The 15,895-nt window shown below is 44.8% G+C and carries 12 protein-coding genes; 4 read left to right on the top strand and 8 right to left on the bottom strand.

Features of this window, described 5'->3' with window-relative positions; genetic code table 11:
• The first annotated feature begins 28 nt into the window (after positions 1-28).
• The 3 genes from AC1DM9_RS04130 (at position 29) to AC1DM9_RS04120 (ending at position 4,201) form a co-directional block, all read left to right on the top strand.
• Positions 29-1,957, top strand: coding sequence for a DUF6259 domain-containing protein (locus tag AC1DM9_RS04130; RefSeq protein ID WP_477578679.1), 1,929 nt, complete (start codon positions 29-31; stop codon positions 1,955-1,957).
• A gap of 117 nt (positions 1,958-2,074) precedes the next feature.
• Complete coding sequence (locus tag AC1DM9_RS04125; protein WP_477578677.1) at positions 2,075-3,568, top strand: cellulase family glycosylhydrolase; 1,494 nt, start codon at positions 2,075-2,077, stop codon at positions 3,566-3,568.
• 60 nt (positions 3,569-3,628) lie between these two features.
• Complete coding sequence (locus tag AC1DM9_RS04120; protein ID WP_339204308.1) at positions 3,629-4,201, top strand: TetR/AcrR family transcriptional regulator; 573 nt, start codon at positions 3,629-3,631, stop codon at positions 4,199-4,201.
• Between the two features lie 100 nt (positions 4,202-4,301).
• Here the strand turns inward: AC1DM9_RS04120 and AC1DM9_RS04115 are convergent, their stop codons facing one another.
• From AC1DM9_RS04115 to AC1DM9_RS04090, 6 genes are all read right to left on the bottom strand, one after another.
• On the bottom strand, positions 4,302-4,484 hold the full coding sequence (locus tag AC1DM9_RS04115) for a hypothetical protein (RefSeq protein WP_477578674.1): 183 nt from the start codon (positions 4,482-4,484) through the stop codon (positions 4,302-4,304).
• Between the two features lie 190 nt (positions 4,485-4,674).
• Complete coding sequence (locus AC1DM9_RS04110) at positions 4,675-4,797, bottom strand: hypothetical protein (protein WP_477578672.1); 123 nt, start codon at positions 4,795-4,797, stop codon at positions 4,675-4,677.
• Between the two features lie 223 nt (positions 4,798-5,020).
• Complete coding sequence (locus tag AC1DM9_RS04105) at positions 5,021-6,259, bottom strand: anti-sigma factor (RefSeq protein ID WP_477578671.1); 1,239 nt, start codon at positions 6,257-6,259, stop codon at positions 5,021-5,023.
• Entirely contained in the window at positions 6,256-6,759 is a 504-nt protein-coding gene (locus AC1DM9_RS04100; protein ID WP_477578669.1) for a sigma-70 family RNA polymerase sigma factor, read from the bottom strand. Before AC1DM9_RS04100 ends, AC1DM9_RS04105 begins: the two co-directional genes overlap by 4 nt.
• A gap of 317 nt (positions 6,760-7,076) precedes the next feature.
• Complete coding sequence (locus AC1DM9_RS04095) at positions 7,077-7,283, bottom strand: hypothetical protein (protein ID WP_076267682.1); 207 nt, start codon at positions 7,281-7,283, stop codon at positions 7,077-7,079.
• A 122-nt stretch (positions 7,284-7,405) separates the two neighbouring features.
• On the bottom strand, positions 7,406-8,224 hold the full coding sequence (locus AC1DM9_RS04090; RefSeq protein ID WP_477578667.1) for a MerR family transcriptional regulator: 819 nt from the start codon (positions 8,222-8,224) through the stop codon (positions 7,406-7,408).
• Between the two features lie 155 nt (positions 8,225-8,379).
• Here AC1DM9_RS04090 and AC1DM9_RS04085 point away from each other — a divergent pair, with 155 nt between their 5' ends.
• Positions 8,380-9,891, top strand: a complete 1,512-nt coding sequence (locus AC1DM9_RS04085; protein ID WP_477578665.1) for an MFS transporter — start codon at positions 8,380-8,382, stop codon at positions 9,889-9,891.
• Between the two features lie 154 nt (positions 9,892-10,045).
• On the opposite strand, the gene AC1DM9_RS04080 is transcribed toward AC1DM9_RS04085, so the two are convergent.
• Both AC1DM9_RS04080 and AC1DM9_RS04075 read right to left on the bottom strand, forming a co-directional pair.
• Positions 10,046-13,843, bottom strand: coding sequence for an S-layer homology domain-containing protein (locus tag AC1DM9_RS04080; RefSeq protein WP_477578663.1), 3,798 nt, complete (start codon positions 13,841-13,843; stop codon positions 10,046-10,048).
• A 309-nt stretch (positions 13,844-14,152) separates the two neighbouring features.
• Positions 14,153-15,889 (bottom strand): ABC transporter ATP-binding protein, encoded by a 1,737-nt coding sequence (locus tag AC1DM9_RS04075; RefSeq protein ID WP_083681904.1) that lies wholly within the window; start codon positions 15,887-15,889, stop codon positions 14,153-14,155.
• Positions 15,890-15,895 lie beyond the last annotated feature (6 nt).

Genomic DNA, 15,895 nt, shown 5'->3' with positions numbered 1-15,895 from the left:
ACCATCTATTTTAGAAAGGAACAGTGATATGACCATCCAAAATACGGAGCAGTTATTCATGATGGAAAACAACGGCATGAAGGTTTCACTAGACAAGAGAAGTCTAATTGTGCGCGTGGATACGGGAGACACCACGTGGGAAACCGTTCCCGAAGCCGCGAGTATGGCATTAGGATTCGAGGATACTGGTCGAGTTCAAATCCCTCTTAGTCAGGCTGAGAACAAAAGCTTCACACCGATCGTGTCGGGCTACTTCCAAGGCGTCCGCATTCAGCTTAATCATTCTTCCGAGGACGGGATTGCCAGCGGGATTCAAACGGTTGTTACCGTTCTGATGAACACACATCACGGCGAACTCGTGTTTGAAGTGCTTGAAGTTAGCGAAGGTAAAGACGTATGCGAAGTCGTCTGGCCCGGTACTTTCCATTACGCCAGTGCTCGCGAGAGTGATTATACGGTCGTGCCGGCCATGCAAGGCTACTTAATTCCGGGAAATTGGCCGCAGCCTATCCGTAGATATCATCAAGGAATGATGTTCAGTAGGGATGCCTATATGCCGTGGTGGGGGCAGGTTAAAGATGGGAGTGGCTATCTATCCATCATCGATACGCCGGCAGACGCCCGATTGTCCATCGAGCATATTCCACTTGTGCACACGCATGCAGAAGTCGTATGGCTTCATTCGCTTGAGCGCTTCAGCGCTGCGCGGAGACTGCGCATCCGCTTCGCGAAAGATATGAGCTATGTCGTTATGGCTAAGATGTATCRCCAATATGTACGCAGCCTAGGAAAATTACACACATTGACAGAGAAGCAAGTGCAGAATCCGCAACTATCTGCTTTAATCGGCTCTGCCATCGTACACACGAGCGTGCATACTCGCATTGCACCAAACTCTTATTATTTCGATAAGGAAAATCCCGAGCTGAACGACTATGCCGTATCCTTCGAAGAGCGGGCTCGACAGCTCACAGCGCTCAAAGAAAAATATGCCGGCAAGCTCTATGTTCACGTGGATGGGTGGGGGCTTAATGGCTACGACAATCTTCATCCTGACGTCCTCCCGCCAACCCCTAAAGGTGGTGGATGGGAAGGATTCCGTAAGCTTCAAGAGGTTTGCCGAGCGGAACAGATTCTACTTGCGCTGCACGACAATTACCGCGACTTCTATCACGATGCCGCTTCCTACGACCCTAATCTGACGATTAAGGATAGGAAAGGAAAGCAGGAATTTTCCGACTACTGGGCAGGAGGCGCCCACAGCTGGCTTTGTACAAGTTTGTCCAAAGGCTATGTTGAGCGCAATCACGATCTGCTGCAAGAAAACGGTATCCACCCGGATGGCGTTTACATCGATGTCTTCGCCGTAGTGCCTGGGGATGAATGCTATGATCCGGGGCATCGGATGACCAGAACAGAATGCTTGGCTTACCGTGCCTCCTGTTTTGAGGAAATCCGCTCTAGAGGGATGCTGGTCAGCTCGGAGGAGCCCGCAGATTGGGCAATGCCTGCGCTGGATCTCGTCCATCATGCTCCCTATGCGCTTGATCCGGACCCTGGAGGCGGTAAAAGCATCGGCGTTTCAACCCCTTTATTTTCCCTTGTCTATCATGATGCGATCATTGTGCCTTGGTCTTTGAATAGAGGAGACTGGGGAATCCCAGAGACCGATCTCGGATCACTTCATGGTTTGTTGAATGCCGGCGTCCCTTATCTGTCGATCCAACCTTCAGACAAAGAGATTCCGATCGTTCGGACGCTAGCTCGGCTTCATCAGCTTGTAGGGGTTCTTGAGATGATGAGTCACGAATTTATTGAAGGAAGTAATTGGCGCAAACAACGCAGCACGTACGCAGACGGTACAATCGTCGAGATTGATCTAGACAATGACTGCTATACGATCATTCCGGCTAACGAGGAGCCGTTCTCATCAGTAGAACTTCAATCGGCCGATTAACGCCAAGCCAAGCCTAGCTAATAACCTCTCTTTGAATTTCAGATTGACATTCCCGGTATCCACCCTTTAAGATTAAACTGACTAGTCAGTACAATTCTTAATAAGGGAGGAATTCATATGAAAAGCATGACAACAAAAGGCTCTCGTTTCATTGATGCTCAAGGACGCCAAGTCATTCTTCACGGCATAAGCATGGTTTGTAAGGAAAAAGAAAAAGGATATATCGATGATTGGACACAGACGGATTTTCTAAAATTAAAGCAATGGGGATTCAACGTCATCCGGCTGGGAATTATTTGGGACGGAATCGAACCGTCGCCTGGACAATTCAATGGCCAATACGTAGATAACGTCAGGGAGATGATACAGCTCGCCGATCAATACGGCCTGTACGTCATTCTCGATATGCACCAAGATTTGTATAGCTCGCTATACGCGGACGGCGCCCCTGCATGGGCTACATTGACCGACAGCCATAAGTATGCCCGAACCGATCTCTGGAGCGATGCCTATCTGTTCGACCGGGCGGTTCAAACCGCATTCGACCACTTCTGGAACAACACCCCAGCTTCCGATGGCGTCGGCTTACAGGACCACTACGTATCTTCTTGGCGTTTCGTCGTCGAAAGGCTTCGCGACGAGCCTAATCTCATCGGATACGATATGATGAACGAACCCTTCATCGGCTCCAAAGTCGGGGAAATGGTTCAAGGCATGTTTGCTGCATACGGTGAACAAGCAGCAAAACTAACGGGACAGCTCCCTCCTAACATGGAAGAGCTACTGAGCGTATGGCTCGATCCCGAGAAGAAGCTGCAGGCACTAAGTTTGCTGGATTCCATCGATGTTTACCGCCAAGTCATGCATGCGACAGCACCCGCGCAGGTCGTTTTCGAACGGGATGTGCTCTCTCCCTTTTTCCAGAAGACGGGCCAAGCCATTCGCGAAGCCGATCCTGACCGAATTCTGTTTCTTGAAACGAATTACTTTTCTAATCTGGGAGTGACCAGTTCGATCCAACCAGTCGTCGGGCCAAACGGCCAACCAGATGATCAGCAGGCGTATGCGCCGCATGGCTACGATTTGGTTACAGATTCCGATTACGTGCACGTTGCTAATAGCCGTCGTATAGACTTTATTTTCGACAATCACGCACAAACCCAGAACAGGCTGAACATGCCGATGGTCATCGGGGAATGGGGAGCTTACGGCGAATCCCATCTGGCGGAACAAGCGTGTCTTGACGTTCAGAAAAACTTTGAACGATTGTTATGCGGTGATATTTACTGGTGTTATTTGTACCCCGAAATGGATCAGTTCAGCTCCTTTAACGGAGTGTGCCGCGGCTTTCCTGCAGCCGTCGCCGGGAAAATCTTGAGCTACTCCTATGATCGTAATCACAACCGTTTCGAGATGGAGTGGGATGAGGATGCCGGCGTCGACGTACCGACGAGAATCTATTTTCCGGATATCAAAGCCATGCAGTCCGCAGACTGGATGCTAACCTCCGCTGAGAGTGGATATGAATGGTCTGGCTTAGAAGGATCGTCAGCGGGTTATCTTTGCTTGCAGCATTCAGGTGGAGGAAGAAGGACGCTGAGAATCGGTTAATTCCCCGACATATGGTATACTCTAGGGAAAATCAATACCTAGGAAGGGACCGATAGTAAGGTGAGCAGAAATAAAATTATCGATGCCGCAATCAAACTTTTTTCCGAATTCGGTTATCACAAGACGAGCATGGACGATATCGCCAAAGAAGCCAACGTAGCTAAGGGCACGCTTTACTATCATTTCTCGGGCAAAGGGGAGCTGTTCGAGAGAATCGTGACGGACGGACTTCAAATGCTGATGGAGAAAATCGAGGACGTGCTGCAGGAAGACGAAACCGCTGATAAGCAAATCCGGAAAATCGTTAGCAAGCATATCGAGTTGTTTTTACAATACGGTGAGCTTATTCATATCATCTCTAACGAGATTACGAACGGAATTGAGCCAGATATACTGGAGCGGATCGGTGTAATTAAGCAGAATTATATCGTCTTCTTATCTGAAGTCCTCCGCCAGGGGCATAATGACGGGGAATTAAACAAACTGAACTTCGAGCTCGCAGCTGCCTGCTTACTCGGTATGCTAGAAAGTGCGAGTATCTATGTGGTCAAGCACTCGGAAGCTGTCACAAGCGAGCATTTGCATGAGACGATCAATGCTTTCGTGCTTCCGGCGCTATTGAGAAAATATTAAGCTTCGCTTTGTTAAGAGAAGACTAAGAGAGTTGACGGTATYTCTTTCATTTTGTAATCGAGACGCAAAATCCCTATTATCTTCTCTTTATTTTCAAAGGTTAAGTTACATTCGTGAGCCTTTTTGAAATATAAACTTGAGGATTGCAGCCCTTTGCCGCAATCCTCTCCATATTGTAGAGGACCTCACGTTTTTTAAAAACGTGAGGTTTCTTTTTGTTTTGGAGGTCTCGAGGAGAGGCAATAGTTGTTACACCATGAGCGATTGTTCCGTCGCGTTTCACAACCTTCCTCCTAGTCATTCAATATTCAATCCTGGCTTTTATTCACTCCTATCCATCGTGCAGATCGTGCTATAATTCCAAAAAGGGGTGATATCATTGAGTGGTTTCTTAATCGTTGTCATTATTTTTGCAGTGTTATTTGGTTTTTTCAAAAAGAAGAAGAATTGATTCAATATTCAGCGAATGTTAGTCAGAACAGCCTCATTTGCCCGTCCGCTGAACCAGCGGCCACCTCGTTCATCCAAAGGATTTCGGTCTTGATTTGCCCAGCTTCAGCCAATGCTTGCCGCTCTTCTTTATGCCAATGAGACAACGTTAACAGCTGTCAACTAAGCTTATAATACATAAAGGCTCTGCCACAGGTAATTACTCCCGGCAGAGCCTTCAATCTTTTTGTTAGATTCCTATGGCTTCATATTCAAGTGAGCCGACCAGCCTAGATCGTCCTGTCTGAATAAGCCCGTAGTGATCCTCTTCACGATACTGGATGATGTTCATTGTTCTTCTCCTTTCTTGTTTTTTTAACATCTTCTACCCTACTCGCGCGATTGCCAGTTCCATAGCTGTACTTCACCAACCCTTATATCTCTGACCCACGGCTCCTCACGCAGCTTTAGCAGCTCTTTGACCGGACCGGTAATAACAGCTCCATATAGCCTTACACCATTTTTTTCCACATACTTGATTGTGTGGTCTAACTGTAGAAAAGGAGCTACTTTGGTTGAAATACCTTTATTTTTCTGTAGCATGTATAAGGTTTTCTTGAAGTAGCCATTCCTCTTTTCCCCGTCTCCATAGGATTCGAGTGATGGATAAGATCCTCCACTGGACACCACTTTTCCGAACCATCCTGTCTTTTCTTCTGAGTAAAAGTCCACCGTCATATCATCAGATTGCCAGATTGGAAAATAAGGAAAACCCACTGGATTTGTAATGGCTCCGCCGCTATCAACTTGCTTCGGATCAAGACCGGTATCCACCGCGAACCAGACTGGCTCCATGTTCTTATGCTCGAATTGCTTTAATAGCTCATCTGTCGAGAATAACCGGTCCAATGATAGATAAGCTTCTGCCACAGTCCCCTCTGGGAGCTTCTCGAGCTTCACCCACTCATTATGGTTAAAGCGCTCCTCTTCCCGGCGGTTAGTCTCCTGCTGTTCGCTTTGATTTGCTGGTTTATAATCGGGATGATAGAAAATACTATTGCCCCCTATCATGTTTCCCTGCCAAGTAATCTGCGGAGCCGAGGCTAGATTCAACAGAAACCGCATCGAAAAATCTGCTACACCAATTTCTTCGTCACCAACTCTCTTATTCAGCTTCCCTGTAAAATCCATTGTAAAAAAAGCATTGCCTGTTCCATTCATATTGACCTTCAGATTGGGATGGGAAACAGCGACCGCTGACTCCACAACATCCCGGTAAGCCTTCATCCGGTCCGGCGTGCCGCTCCCGTAAAATACACCAGTAATAATCATACTAATCACAGTCAGCACTAGTAGGACTGATAGTACCGTAAAGACATTCATCACCCGAGCCTTCCATTTGCCACGTCGGATAATAACGGCTTCTTTCAATGGAGGTATGCGATTACGCGTCGTCTGTCTATCCTCCCCCTCACGGGAATGCTTCTGGTCTGACTGTGTGACAACTTCCTCCAAATAAGCTTGATAAACCTCCATCTTCTCCATTTCACGCTCTACTTCCTCACGCTCTTCATCAGTGAGCTTGCCTTCAGCATAATCCTGTAACTTCCGTTTGAAATCCTCACTCATTCTGATCCCTCCCCCTTTCTACCCTGTCCCCGTAACGCTTGCCGTGCTCGAAACAGCAAAATCTTCACATGTGATAATCGGATATCCATAATGTCTGCAGCCTCCTGATACGTAAGCTGGTTAAAATCAATGAGCAGCATCGCCTGCTGCATATTTTCCGGCAATCCGGATACAGACCGCCCGATTTCGTTCCAACGCTCCTGACGCAACAGTTCATCCTCCGGGGTATGGTGATCTGCAAGACGCTGAAAATAATCAGGGGTCTGCAGTGTTGTGCGGCTCTCCTTGCGCTTGTAATCCACATAAGCATTATAGGCAACCCGGAATAACCATGGCTTGATCTTCTCGTCTTGACAATTTTCCAAATAAAGATATGCCCGGTAAAAGGTCTCCTGCATCAAATCTTCTGCCGTATGATGGTCGTAGCAGAGGGAGCGCAAGTAGCGATAGACATCCTGCACATAAAGCTGGTAAATATCATCCAGATGGTTTCCCTTCATTTTCTCCCCCCTGCCCTAATCACGAATCAGACGAACTAAAGTTACAGTTTACAGTCAAAAAAACGGAAGTCGTCCAGAAGAATATATTTGTGCAATCATCAAATGATCTCTTTACGTTGATTTTGAATAATAGCACAGCACCTTGAAATCAATAAGTAAACAATATCATATCCTCTATACAAAAATAGCGAGCAAACCAATTAGGCCTTCTCGCTAGATTGTTAAAAATGAATTCAAACTTTAATGAATCTGGATATAAAAAAGCCATCTTAGCCTCGTTAACATTGCTAAAATGGCTTATTATTTGCATTCTAATTTCATTCCTCAGATATAAAGCGTTTGGGATAAACCGGAACAATTTTATAAATTTCTTGCCTCGGCAACCAATCCGTACTTTGTGCATTAATCACTTTTACATAATCTGTGAATTCAGGATCTTTAACATCAAGAAGAACACCCTCATAGGTAACTGTTGAGTCTAACTCTACAACGACTACATGTCCAATAAAATCATCGATCCGCATTAAGCCGCCCTCCTTATTTTAAGCAGTTCGACAAGATCAAATACTATCCTTCAAAGATTGTTGCTTATTTTTCTACTATATATCATCCTGAAGTCATTAGGCGCATAATTCGCAAGCATGTTCTAATCAGTAACCTCAACGGAGACCCGAACAACATAACTATCCGAATCCATCTCTGAGAAGTAGTTGAGCAAATCCATTACGTACACATTCCCGCATACTTTCAACCCTTTGCGCTCAATGTATTTTTTAATAATGGAGCAAGCCTCTGAAATACTCTCGTAAGAGCCTTGATGGTCCATAACAACATAAAAACCCTTGGGCTTGATAAGCATTCTGTCTCCCAAAATCGGCGCTTTAATCCTATTTCCTACATGGCTCCAAGAAAAGGTGCTGGATTCATAACTTGCTTTGCTTATAAGTGCCCAGATTGGAAATTCGTGATTGATAAAAAGTTTTTCACAATAATTGCGATGTTCACTTAACTTAACAGCAAATTCCTCTTCGTCCCCTTGTTCGAGCGGCGTCGCAATTAAATACTCCATTTCACATTCTTCTATAGAAGGATTGTCCCGCAACGTCTCCATCGATGTCTTCGTCATTTGAATGGCATTTTGCAAAATATTTTGCATCCGTTTAATTCGAAGCAGCTCTGCTTCCAATTCATGATGCTTTTGATTAAACAGCTCAATGAGATTGGAAGCGTTCCGGTTCTGGATAAAACCTTTGATTTCCTGAAGAGAGCTCCCAGCCTTCTTAAGCACATTAATAATATCCAAAATATAGGATTGGCGATGAGAATAATAGCGATATCCATTTACATGAATAAATTCAGGCTTTAAGAGCCCGATCTCGTCATAGTGAAGAAGGGTATGCTTTGTAACCCCGCTTATGCTGGCCAGTTTGCTGATCGTGAGGTAGCGACCGTTAATATCCGACATTGTGTATTCCTCCGAGTCTGAAAATCCCATAAACCGATACATGGACTACCGCTAAATTTTACCTAATGAAATTGGCTTTGACAATAGGGTAACCCTGTAGTTTAGAGTTAATTCAGAAGGTTGTTAGATTAGTTTGACGTGGAGGGAAAAGAAAGATGTATCGTTTCAATCGTTGGATCGTACTGGCAGTCGTATCAAGCGCTCTTTTGCTCATTGTAATGGATGCGACGATTCTTTATACAGCTATGCCAAGCTTAACTTACGATCTAGGTGCTTCGGCATCGGAAAAATTATGGATTCTGAACGGTTATTCGCTTGTTATGGCAGGTCTGCTCCCGGCGATGGGGGCGCTAGGAGATCGTTACGGCCATAAAAAAATATTCGCCCTTGGATTGCTCGTATTTACGACAACTTCTCTCCTAGCGGCTTTTGCTCCAACTCCGTCTGTGTTGGTAGTAGGACGGATACTCCTTGCTGTTGGGGCATCCATGATGATGCCTGCTACATTATCCATCATCAGAGTCACATTTACCGACCCGCGTGAGCTCGGACTTGCGATCGGCATTTGGGGTTCCATTGCTTCTGGAGGGGCAGGAATTGGTCCCCTTGTAGGCGGACTGCTTTTGGAGCATTTTTGGTGGGGTGCCGCCTTTTTGATCAATGTTCCAATCGCGATCTTAGCATTTGTTTTGACGCTGGTATATGTTCCGAAGCATGAAGGCAATAAGAATACGAAGTGGGATCTTACCGGCTCCATTCAGATCATGATTTCCATGGTGGCGATTGTTTTTGCTATTAAAGAATTTGCAAAGCGCGAAGGGTCTCCCATGCTTGCTGCTATTGCCGCCGTTATCGGAATCGTTGCAATGATTATCTTTATTCGTCGTCAGCTCAAAAGCCCAAACCCGATGCTCGACCTGTCGCTCTTTAAAATATCTCCCTTTATGACAGGTTGTATTACAGCTTTAGTCGGTCTATTTGGACAGCTCGGAGTTCAGTATATTGTGACTCAGCGACTTCAACTAGTGGTAGAAATGAGTCCGCTGCAAGCGGGTCTGATCACGCTAAGCGTACCGGCGGCGGCTCTGATTGCAGGTCCGCTGATCGGTAAGATATTGCATCGCTATAATGTGATATATATCAAAGGCCTCGCACTTCTGACTGCCGCTTTGGGAACGATGATTTATGTCTTTCAATTCGATTCCGGCATTGCTGGACAAATGATCGGACTAGCACTCCTCGGAGCAGGCTTGGGAGCAGGAATGACGGCAGCTTCTCACTCGATCATGAGTTATGCACCGCCTGAAAAAGCGGGGATGGCGGCTTCAATTGAGGAAGTGGCCTATGAAGTCGGCGGGGCATCCGGGATTGCAATCATCGGAAGCATTTCTGGTCTAGTGTATACGCTCGCAATGAATATCCCCGAGGGACTTCAGGTTCCTGCCAATGTAAAAGACAGCCTGGACGAAGCGCTGTTGGTTGCCGATGGGTTGCCTGTTCAGGCATCCGAAGCGTTGAAAGCGGCTGGGCGCTTAGCTTTTGATCAATCTTTTTTCGTCATACTGCTGGGGTTATCCGTATTTTTTGCAATAACCTCATTAGTTATATTATGGATAGGAAATAGATCGAAACAAAATCATTCAGAAAAACGTTCAGAACAATCATGAAAGTGCTGAATAAAGAAGTTTGAAGAGATTATATTGCGGAGCAATCAAGATACATTACATTCCTACAAGCAAAAACCCCGACCTCTTACGGTCGGGGTTTTACATGCTGATGGCGAGCCTTGGTTATGCAACACTACAATTATTTTATCTTTACTTATTGTTCAAGCAATTTATCCAACAAGCGAATAATCATCGCAACTGACTCGGCACGGGAAGCAGATTCATTTGGTTTGAACAATCCGCTGCCTTTACCGCTTACGATACCTGCATTAGCAAAAGCATTAATTGGTTCAGAAGCCCAGTTCGTGACTACATCCGAGAACGGATTGGTTGTGCTAGGAACATAGTTCGTCAACCGAGCTAGCATTGCAACGATTTCAGCACGGGAAATTTTTTGATTAGGATGGAAAGAACCATCGCTATAACCTGTAATTATCCCATTAGCCTGTAATGCTGCAATCGCTTCTGAGGCCCAATGCCCCTTGGTATCAGAGAAGGAAGCACCGTTTGAATTCGTTAAACCAAAAGCTTTTGCAAGCATCGTGGCGAACTCGGCGCGAGTTACATTTTCATTCGGATGGTAAGAACCATCACTATAGCCTTTTACAATCCCCATCTTAGCAGCACGCTCCACTACTAAAGCACTCCACGAAGATGCTGGGACGTCCGTAAATTTTAAAGCAGGAGCAGATTTCTCTTTTTCCACGATAGCCTTAACTACATCCACATCGATCTTGTCGTTGAAAACTGGTTTCGTAATCGTTGGTGTCGATGTTGGCGCCGGCGTTGCTTTTGGTGTTGATGTTGGTGTTGATGTTGGTGTTGATGTTGGTGTTGATGTTGGTGTTGATGTTGGTGTTGATGTTGGCGTCGATATTGGTGCTGATGTTGAAGTCGGTGTTGGCGTCGGTGTTGGCGTTGGTGTTGGCGTTGGTGTTGGTGTTGGCGTTGGTGTTGGCGTTGGTGTAGGCGTCGGTGTTGGCGTTGGCTCAACTCCCGTTGTTTTCACGACAGTAAACTCATCGATCTTATTACCCGCACTTGTACGTGCTTCCACATGAATCCCGTCCTCAGTAATTTCAATAGCGGAATATACTGGCACGTCCTCATCAAAGATATGTTTCAAATAATTATATTGCGTACCATCATAAAATTTCCAGCCCGATGCACCACCATCAAGATAAACGGTACCTTCATTTGTATCCTTATTGGGCTTACCATCTTGCATTGGATAGGTACGCGCATACACATGATCATGACCTACTAGAACCAAATCAACTTTTTTCTCTTCTAAAATAGGTGCAAAATACGTTTGTGTATACTCAACAAGAGTTTCTCGACCATTTTCTGTATGGTAAGCAGGACGATGGAACATAACGATAGTCCATTTTTTATCATTTTTATTTAAATCTTCTTCGAGCCAAGCTGCTTGATCTATCATTTGTTCCTCTGTACCCTCTGAGTTCAATACGACAAAATGAGTATCATCAACCTCATAAGAGTAAGCATATTGAAGCTGAGATTCTGGACCGTTCGTTGGGAAATTCGCCCCTTTGGTGAATACTTCTTTCCCTTCACTCTTCACATCATGATTGCCCAATGTTAGAGCAGTTGGAATTTTTGTTGCGTAGACCGCAGATGCTTGCCAGAATTTCTGCCATTCTTCAAATGCGCCGCCTACATCAACCATATCTCCACCATGCATAATAAACTGTGTGGATGGATGTTGTTTCAAAGCGTTAGTCATTAGTTCTTGATAGGCTTGTATGCCTTGTGATTGATTCGTATGAGAATCTGTAATAAACAAGAATGAGGTCGGTGTTGATTTATTCTGATCAACTGTCGAATATTCATACCACGCCGACCAATTGCCCTCATAACCTACACGATATTTATAGGCGGTATTTGCTTTCAAACCTTCAATCAGAGCATTATGAAACCGGATTTCACCCTTCGTTCCATTTTCCTTCATACTAAGCACTTGAAGCTCACTCTCAGCTTGATGTTGTTTTACCTGTTTGATATCAGGCCTTTCTCCTGTTCCCCATTCACTAGCTTCAATGTATTCAAGATAAGTAATGGTTTGGTCTGGCTTTGTTTGCCAAGCAGCGCTCAGCTCAGAAGACATATCTTCTGCCACATAGGTTTGAACATATTGAGGTGCATCTGTACCGTATTGCTCCACGACTTCATAATTGACAACTTTACTGTTCTTATCACCGTTGACCGCTTGAACCTGATAGGTTCCAAGTGCCAATGTAGTTAGGTCTGTCGTTAATTGTCCTTTAGCATCTGTTTTACCAAGGCTGTTGTTCAATAACTGACTGCTAACATCCGATTCAGAGATATAACCTGTTGTTTGACCATCTGCGAAAATAATTTCGAATAATCCATCTTCAGCTTTTGCAGAAGCATAGTAACGTTCACCAGCTTTTGCAACCATTAATACCTCAGAAGACGTATCGTCATCCTCATATACATTAGACGTTACGGTGTTAACGGTAACTACTGAGCTTTGCTTTAATAATCCAATGAAAACAATGTCCGCACCTTCATACGGCTTGCCCACATGGTCTAATACTGTAAATGTAGAAGGCGTGCCTAAACCAACTCCCGTCATTTCCAGCTGATATGGAAATGCGATGGTATAGTGAATAGGAGCAGCGAGTGGTGAGCTAGTCTGAACTTCGCCAGCTGTAAGATTTGTATTGCTCATGGTTATGGTCTTGTAAGCTTCACCACGCTCCAGCGCGGCATGAGAGCTCACTCTAAAATTAACCGTAACGGAATTATGGGCTGCTGCTACGTTATTAAGTGCTACTTTAACCATCCCGTGCTCATTATCAATTTCTGAGGTTAGGGCAACACCAGTCGCCTGAGTAATGCTTTCAACTTGAAGAATACCCTTATCATAATTTAGTGCAAATTCTGCCTGTTCTGCATTCAAATAATCTTTGATACCTACTTGTACAGAGTAGATTTCGTTGCTTATTGCTTCTTTGTTAGCAGTCATGAACAATCGTTCTCCTGCATTCACTGTGAAGACGAATGTTTTCCCTGACGGGTTACCAACCTTATCCTTCACTTCAATCACAAGCTCATGATAACCGCCATCCACATATTTTCCTGGATAGGTTAATACCTTTGTATTTTCAGAATAGTCCACTTTATCCGTTATATTCGTACCATCCAAAAGAACAGATAATGTATTCAAATCCAAGCCTGATCCGTTATCGTCCAGTTCAACCTTCAATGCATCAAGCGGAGCGTTTAATACTTCATTTGGGACAGGGGCTATAGGTTTAATGGTTGGAACTTCTTTATCCTCATCAAGTTCCTTATAGATAAAGGTAATATCATCTACCCAAATCGAGCCTTTATTTTTCTTGCTCATATTCGATTGTTTCAATTGGAAAAACAATTCAAGGACGATCGGACCTGGTTTTCCCTGCGGCACATCCGCCTCAATATATTTCCAACCAGACCAGTCTACACCCATTTGATTTACATCATAAAATTCTGCTTGGAATGAAGATCCGCCTTTATCTCTAAATTTTGTCGTTAGCAAATGTCCTTCATTGTTCCCATAAACCCACATCCCTACTTTAGTAGGGTAGCCTGTTACTGGAATATTCCCTGTTTTATACCCGACTTCAATTTGAGAAGGGTTATCTACGATGCCAATCATATCGTAATCAATTCTAGCTGAATATTGTCCATTTCTTACATGCTTCTTGTTGTTCTCCAAGTGCAGCGTAGCATCATACATGCGTTTAGGATTAAATTTCACATCTGAGATTCCATCTTCAAAATCTTCAACGATAACATTTGGCGATGCTTCATCTACTGCAAAGACATGGTTTTTTTGACCAAAACCGCTATGTAGTCCCCCTCCTAGCAGCGTTATAATGGATGCAATTACTATTGTCTTGCGTAATACTTTTGCTCTCATTACGTTTCCTTCTCCCTTAGTAAAATGGTTAGTCAATGAGAACTATAACAGTGCATTGTAAAATTAAACCTCCTTAACTATTAAGAAATTTTATTTTTATTCACAAAAATTGTAATTAAGCGTCCTTTCGAGTTTAGCTGTGATGGAAAAAAAGCGAGTAGGAAATACAAAAAAACCCGATCTCATTCGATCGGGTTTTCTATTTCCGCGGAATTAATTCATCGTACTTTCCCCAGCGCCTCTCTAAGTTCTACACTATGGATTGACGACTATTCCACGATTTTTAGTTTTTTTGGAGTACATGCCCCTTTACAAAGCCGCTTCCGCAGTCTCAAACTGGCTATTGTACAATTCAGCATAGAAGCCGTTTGCCGCAAGAAGCTCGTAATGATTGCCGCTTTCGATAATATCGCCGTCCTTCATGACGAGAATAATATCGGCATTCTTGATCGTAGACAACCTGTGCGCGATAACAAAAGAAGTTCGTCCTGCCATCAACCGGTCCATCGCTTCCTGAATGAGAAGCTCTGTTCTCGTATCGACAGAGCTTGTTGCCTCGTCGAGGATGAGCAGCGGGGCGTTCGCAATGAGCGCTCTTGCAATCGTGATGAGCTGTTTCTGACCTGCGGAAAGGTTCACTTGCTCGTTCAATACCGTGTCGTAGCCATTCGTTAAGGTTCGGATAAAATGATCAATACCGACAGCCTTGCAGACGGCCTTCACATCAGCATCGGTAACCCCTTGCTTGTTGAAGACAATATTTTCTTTGATCGTTCCCTCGAACAGCCATGTATCCTGAAGCACCATACAGAATTGTTCATGAACATTTTCCCGAGGAAGCTCATGGATTGGAACGCCATCGATAGCGATTTCCCCGCCATTCAGCTCATAGAATCGCATCAGCAAATTGACGATCGTCGTCTTCCCTGCACCCGTCGGCCCGACGATGGCGATCTTCTGACCAGGCAAAGCACGGGCTGAGAAATCGTGAATGATAAGCTTATTCGGATCATATCCGAAGGAAACGTTCCGGAATTCGACCTGCCCCTTAACATCCTTAAGCACCTTCGATTTATGGTTCTCGTCCTCAAGCTCTTTCTCTTCCAAAAATTCAAAAACGCGCGCGGCTGCGGCTGCAGTTGATTGCAGACTAGTAGCAGCTTGTGCAATTTGCCCCAAGGGCTGCGTGAACAATCGAACATAAAGCATGAAAGCGACGATGACACCAAACGAAATATGACCATTCATCGCTAATGCTCCGCCGACAATACAGACCGACACATAACCGAAGTTTCCGACAAACATCATGAGCGGCATCGTCAAGCCGGATAGAAACTGCGACTTCCATGAGCTTTCATATAATTTATCGTTTATTTGATTAAAAGTTTCTTTCGCCTTCCGCTCTCCATTATAGACCTTAACCACATCGTAGCCTGAGTATATTTCTTCGACATGGCCATTCATTGCACCAAGATTGGCCTGCTGGTGAACGAAATGCGTTTGTGATTTTTTGATCATCACGGTCATAAAGGCAAATCCTAGAAACGTCGAAATGATCGCCGTCAACGTCATCCATACGTTTGTATAGAACATCATGACCAAGGAGCCGACCAGCATCGTAACGGAAGTAACCAGCATCCCGACGCTTTGATTCATCGTTTGCCCGATCGTGTCGATGTCGTTCGTGACGCGGCTCAGCACGTCTCCATTGCTCGTGGAATCAAAATATTTGAGCGGAAGCTTATTGATCTTCTGGGAAATGCGCGTACGCAAGCTTTTCGATACCTTCTGGGTTACCGTAGCCATAATATAGCCTTGGAAGAACGAGAAGATGACGCTTAATCCATATAGAACAGCAAGCAATATACCAATGCTGCTAATTGCGTCCATGTCAATTTCGCCCATTAACCCTTTGGTAATATGATCCGTCATATCCTTCAGCTTGCTTGGCCCGACAATCGTAAATATCGTGCCTACCACGGACAGCAGCAGAGCCACGACAATAAGAGGAATGTACGGCTTGCAATAGGCGACGAGCTTGCCCATTGTGCC

It is taken from the genome of Paenibacillus sp. 01T431, from assembly GCF_056398625.1.
The sequence above is the reverse complement of the archived record's forward strand: the minus strand, read 5'-3'. Positions and strand labels throughout refer to the sequence as shown.